Annotated in this window: 4 protein-coding genes; 1 reads left to right on the forward strand and 3 read right to left on the reverse strand. The window is 62.5% G+C overall.

The genetic code is table 11. The features are described 5' to 3' along the window. Positions 1–3: 3 nt before the first annotated feature. Positions 4–1731, reverse strand: coding sequence for a DNA repair protein RecN (gene recN / locus NW844_RS11055; protein WP_414335653.1), 1728 nt, complete (start codon positions 1729–1731; stop codon positions 4–6). A 164-nt stretch (positions 1732–1895) separates the two neighbouring features. Between recN and NW844_RS11060 the strand changes: the two genes are divergently transcribed. Next, on the forward strand, positions 1896–1991 hold the full coding sequence (locus NW844_RS11060; protein ID WP_414335655.1) for a DUF924 family protein: 96 nt from the start codon (positions 1896–1898) through the stop codon (positions 1989–1991). Here the strand turns inward: NW844_RS11060 and NW844_RS11065 are convergent. After that, a complete protein-coding gene (locus tag NW844_RS11065) occupies positions 1965–3002 on the reverse strand; it encodes a M14 family metallopeptidase (RefSeq protein WP_414335657.1) in 1038 nt (345 codons plus the stop codon). The two genes, NW844_RS11060 and NW844_RS11065, sit on opposite strands and share 27 nt — an antisense overlap. Before the next feature lie 281 nt (positions 3003–3283). Further along, on the reverse strand, positions 3284–4771 hold a 1488-nt coding region (locus NW844_RS11070), incomplete at its 5' end, for a glutamate-cysteine ligase family protein (RefSeq protein WP_414335658.1).

A 4771-nucleotide genomic window follows, 5' to 3' on the forward strand; every position in this document is an offset into this window, starting at 1 on the left:
CCCTCACCCCCAGCCCCTCTCCCCGAGGGAGAGGGGAGCTAGGCGGGGCTGGCGCAGTTGAGCCGCTTGCTTGAGGAGAGCCTCTACAAAGGTCATCGCTTCTTGGGCGGAGTGGCCGGCGGCCAGTTGGGCCAATTCTTCGCGGCGTTCCCGTTCTCCTAGCAGTTCCACCCGCACAGAAGTTCGTTTTTGCTGCACCACCTTGTAAACCCGCAGGTGGTGATCTGCCAAGGCAGCGATCAGGGGCTGGTGGGTGACGCAGAGGATCTGGTGATCTTGGGCGATGCTGTGCAACTGGGTGGCGATGGCTTGGGCCACTTTGCCGGACACACCGGCATCGATCTCGTCAAAAACCATGGTGGTCACCGGATCGATGCGGCTGAATACGGCTTTCAGGGCCAGCAAAAAACGGCTCATCTCGCCGCCGGAGGCGATGCTGGCCAGAGGCTGTAGGGGCTCACCCGGGTTGGGGCTGAACCAGAAGCTCACCTGATCCACCCCTTCTGCCGTCGGGGGGCCGGGTTGGATCCGCACCTGGAATTGCACTGCGCCCATCCCCAGCAGCTTGAGCTCCTCAAGAAGGGCCTCTTCCAGTTGGCGGGCCGCCTGGTGGCGCAGTTGGGAGAGCACTCGGCAATGGCACTCCAAGTCTTGGGCAGCTTTGTCCAGCCGTGCCTGCCATTCCTCCAGGTCGGTGTTGTCGCCTCGCAGTTGGGCCAACTCGGCCTGCACCCGCTCCGCATGGGCCATCACCTCGGCCAAGGTGGGGCCGTATTTGCGGCAGGCTTGTCGGAGTTGGGCAAGGCGCCGTTCAATTTTATTCAACCGACCGGGATCCGCCTCCAGCGTCTCGCCGTAGCGCAGCAGCTCTCGCCCCACCTCCTCTACCTGAATGAGGGCGCTGCTGAGCATTTCGGCCAGAGGGGCCAGGTCGGGATCCCGCTGGGTCATAGCTTGCAGTAACCGTTCGGCCTGGCCCAACAGGTCGGCGATGGCCGGTGAGCCGCTGTCATTTTGGTAGAGCAGTTGGTGGGCTGCGTAACTTTGCTGCTGCAGCTCCACCCGGTGGGCCAGGCGATCCCGCTCCCGCTCCAGTTTGGCCAGCTCGTCGGGATCCTCCAGCCGCAGGGCGAGCAGTTCTTGCGCTTGCAACTGCAGCAGGTCTAGCCGTTGCAGGCGCAGTTGCTGGTTTTGCCGGCGGGATTCTGTCTCTGTTTTCAGATAGTTCCAAGTTTGGTAGAGGGCGGCCACTTCTGCGCGTGTTCGCAGCAGCTTTTCGCCGCCAAAATCGTCCAGCCAACGGCGCTGGGTTTGCGGAGATTGGATTTGAACCGTTTGCCCCTGGGCGGTGATCTCCACCAATTGGGAGCGCAGGCTGAGCATCTGGGCTTTGTTCACCAGCACCCCATTCACCCGCGAACGACTGGTGAGTTTGCCGTTGCGCAACAGCAGTTCGCGGCTACAGACCAAGCCCTCCTCTAGGGGGTCGATTTGTTCTTGTTCTAGCCAGGCTGCCAGCTCGGGATTGAGATGGAAAACCGCTTCCACCAGACCTCGCTCGCTGCCGCTGCGCAGGGCTCGCGCCGGCCCGCCTAGGGCGGCATCCAGGGCGTCGAGAATGATGGACTTGCCCGCGCCCGTTTCTCCGGTCAGCACGTTCAGCCCCGCCCGAAAGGGAATCTCCAAGTGCTCGATCAGGGCAAAGTTCTCGATCCGCAGCAGGCGCAACATAGGGATCCCGTGTGCTCAGTTGGCAGTTTTGAGGATTCTGTCTCACGTTAGCGTACCTGCCATCCCTCGCAGCGAGACGGAGTTCTCTGGTTTCCCCGCAATGGGTTTCGCGGCACTCCCCCTGCCGTTGCAACGGATCCCTTGGCTTTGGGTGGCCCAGGGGTTTGATCAACAACTTCCCCCATCGCAATGCCGTTCTCGGTCGCCCCTCTACAGCCGCAGAGCTGGATTTTCTACAACAGCCGGGGTCTTTTGTCTGAGGGGGGGGCGATAGCGGCCAGAGGGTAGCGCTCCATCAAGTAGCAGAGGCAGTCTTGGCGGATGATGCGGCTGTTGAGGGTGAGCATGCTCGGCATAATGGGCACGCGGGTGCGAATTTCGCCATCTTGGGCGTAGAAGAAGCGATCGGCCACATTTTGGCCCTGCTCGTCTTGCACGTCGAGGTGAAAGCCGTTGCTCGTCCAGCCGATGCGGGTGTGGGGAGGGAGCTCCCGGAAATTGAAGAGATCCAAATCGGGGGGAAAGCGCAGGTGTGGGTCGTCCGCCTCTTCCCCAAAGCTGAAGCTCACCTCGTCTGGGATCTTGACGATGGCAACGCTGTGGAACAGGTCGATATCCTGGCTAAGGACGGGGCGCTGAGGGATTGCTGACAGGTGCAGGCAGGCTTCCAGAAATTCGCGGGCATGTTGGGTGCCGTGGGGCTGATCCGGCTTGCCACATTCCAGGGTTACCGCCGGCCAGAAGCGACCAAAGGCCATGCTCTGTACCCCTTCCGGTTTGGTGAAGTAGAGGACGGTGCGCCCAAACAGGGTGGCCAGGTGCAGGGTAGAAGCATCTAAGTAGTTGACACAGGCGTAGTGGGGGTTGGTGCCGGTGTTGTTGTGAATATCGACGCTGGCAAACACGCCCCGCTGCTGCATCTGCTGCAGGACGGCCTGGGCCATGGCGTGTTCGGGGGTGGAGCCGGGGCCCCAGATGCGGTTGTAGTCCGGTTGGCCGTCTAGCCGCCGTTGTCCTTGGCGAGCAGCCCACACATTGCCGATGAAAAGGGACAGGGAACGGGGCAGTTCCCGCTGGACGTAGCGGCGCAGAAGCTGTCGCACCGCCTGCCAGCCGGTGACCTCGTTGCCGTGCAGCAGGACGGACACAAACAAGGGGGGATCCCGTCGTCCCGCCAGATGGATGAGGGTTGGCCCGCCCAATCGGTCGTAGAGTTGATGGGCTTCTAAATCTAGGAGTTGCTCCGGCAGGTGATCGAGAACAGTGAGCATACGGTTTTTTGGGCAAGCACCTCAACGCAAACCTTTTGGCTGCTTAAGGACAAAGGGGATCCGTGAAATAGGCCCTCACCCCCAGCCCCTCTCCCAACGGGAGAGGGGAGATGGAGATTGGGGTAGCGAACTGTCTCATCCTTAGCTGGAGGTAAACAACTGGCTGTCGTGCTTGTGGCTTAGGTCGCCGCCCTGACCTTTGAGAAGGCATCCCTTCCGATGCAGGCATGCCCAAGCGGTGACCTATCCCCCCCGCCGGCAACTATGGGGAGACGGCTTCCCTAGCCGAGATCCCAGGTGTGTACCGGCTGACCTTGCCGCTGCCGTTCCCAGTAGGCACAGGTCAATTGTTGCATATCTTTACCATGCCGAGCCACGTAGCGGCGCTGCCAGGTGGCCCCATTCTGCCCCGACTCGACACGGCCGCGGAGAATGCCCAGGTACTCCTGGATGTCCTGGGGCGCCAAGTCCAGTTGCGCCAAGCCCGCCTCTGCTTGCGGGAGCAGCTCTTGCAGCAACAATTGGCGCAGGGATCCCTGCCAACCGTTGAGCCAGGTGATGGGGGCCTCGAGGCCGAAGCGGGCGGCCGTATAAAAATTGGCGCGGCACTGGGCAAAGCTCAGCTCCTGCTCCGGGGGAAGAGGTCGGGATCCCAGAGCTTGCACCAGGCCAAAGTAAAAGGCCGCATTGGCGATCATGTCCGGCAGGGTGGGGCCTGCTGCAGCCACCCGCTGTTCGATGCGCAGGTGGGGAACGGGATCCAAGCCGATGAGGGGGCGGTTCCAGCGCCAGATGGTGCCGTTGTGCAGACGCAGGTGGGCCAGCTCCGAGGGGGCAGCGGCTAACCTTTGCGGCAACACCACCGGGTAGCGGTGCAGATTTTCCCAGAACAGCTCCATTAGGGATCCCTGGACATAGCCTTGCCCGAAGGTAACGCGAGCTTGGTGGGTGGGGGCGAGGGGGGGTGGGCCATCCAACGCCTGCTCAAACACCGGGATGCGGGTTTCCGCCCACAGGTCGTGCCCAAACAGATAGGGAGAATTGGCTGCCAGGGCTACCAAGGGGGCCGATACGAGCAGGGAAGCGTTGAAGTAGCGGGCTGCCTGGTGGGGCGACACCTGCAGATGGATTTGAAAAGAGGTGGTGGCTGCCTCCAGCATGACGTTTGGGTGGGTGACGCGTAGCCGGGCGGCAGGCCCTGCGATCGCCAGCCCCAGGGGCGGGATCCCCGAGGGTTGCTCGCGCCGGTGCAGGTTTAGGATCTGCTCGTTGAGGGCCAGGTAGCGCTTGCGGGGGGAGATCATCTCCAAAGTGAGCTGCTGCTGCTGCAGCGTGGGCAAAATGCCGATCATCATCAGCCCTGCCTGCAGTTGCTCGGCCACTCGGCAGCAGCGATCCCACGTCTGTTCCAGCTCTTGGCGGAGCTGCCGCAGAGCGGATGCAGCCAAAACCTGGGGCCGGCTGTTGAGCTCGATGTTGAAGCGGGCCAGTTCCGGCACCACCAGCGGGTCGTTGACAGCCTCCAGGTAGGCTGAGTTGATCGGGGCCGGATCCCCCTGAGGAGTCACCAGCCAAGCCTCCAGCTCGAACCCTCCCACCGGGGATCCCTGGGCAAAAGGCTGACAGGCGGGATCCAGCCCCGGCGCGGCGGCCAGCCAGCGGTCCAGCAGATCTGTCTCCTGCTGCAGCCGAGCTTTGAACTCGGCAAAGTCCTCTGCGCCAAAGCTGAAGGAGGCAATCTCCTGGCCCATCGAGACAACTCCGCGGCT

The organism is Synechococcus sp. H55.2 (assembly GCF_047462495.1).
Lineage (GTDB): Bacteria > Cyanobacteriota > Cyanobacteriia > Thermostichales > Thermostichaceae > Thermostichus.

Coding starts and splice junctions, on each gene's coding strand:
- recN (WP_414335653.1), bottom strand. CDS start 1,731: ATGTTGCGCCTGCTGCGGATCGAGAACTTTGCCCTGATCGAGCACTTG.
- NW844_RS11065 (WP_414335657.1), bottom strand. CDS start 3,002: ATGCTCACTGTTCTCGATCACCTGCCGGAGCAACTCCTAGATTTAGAA.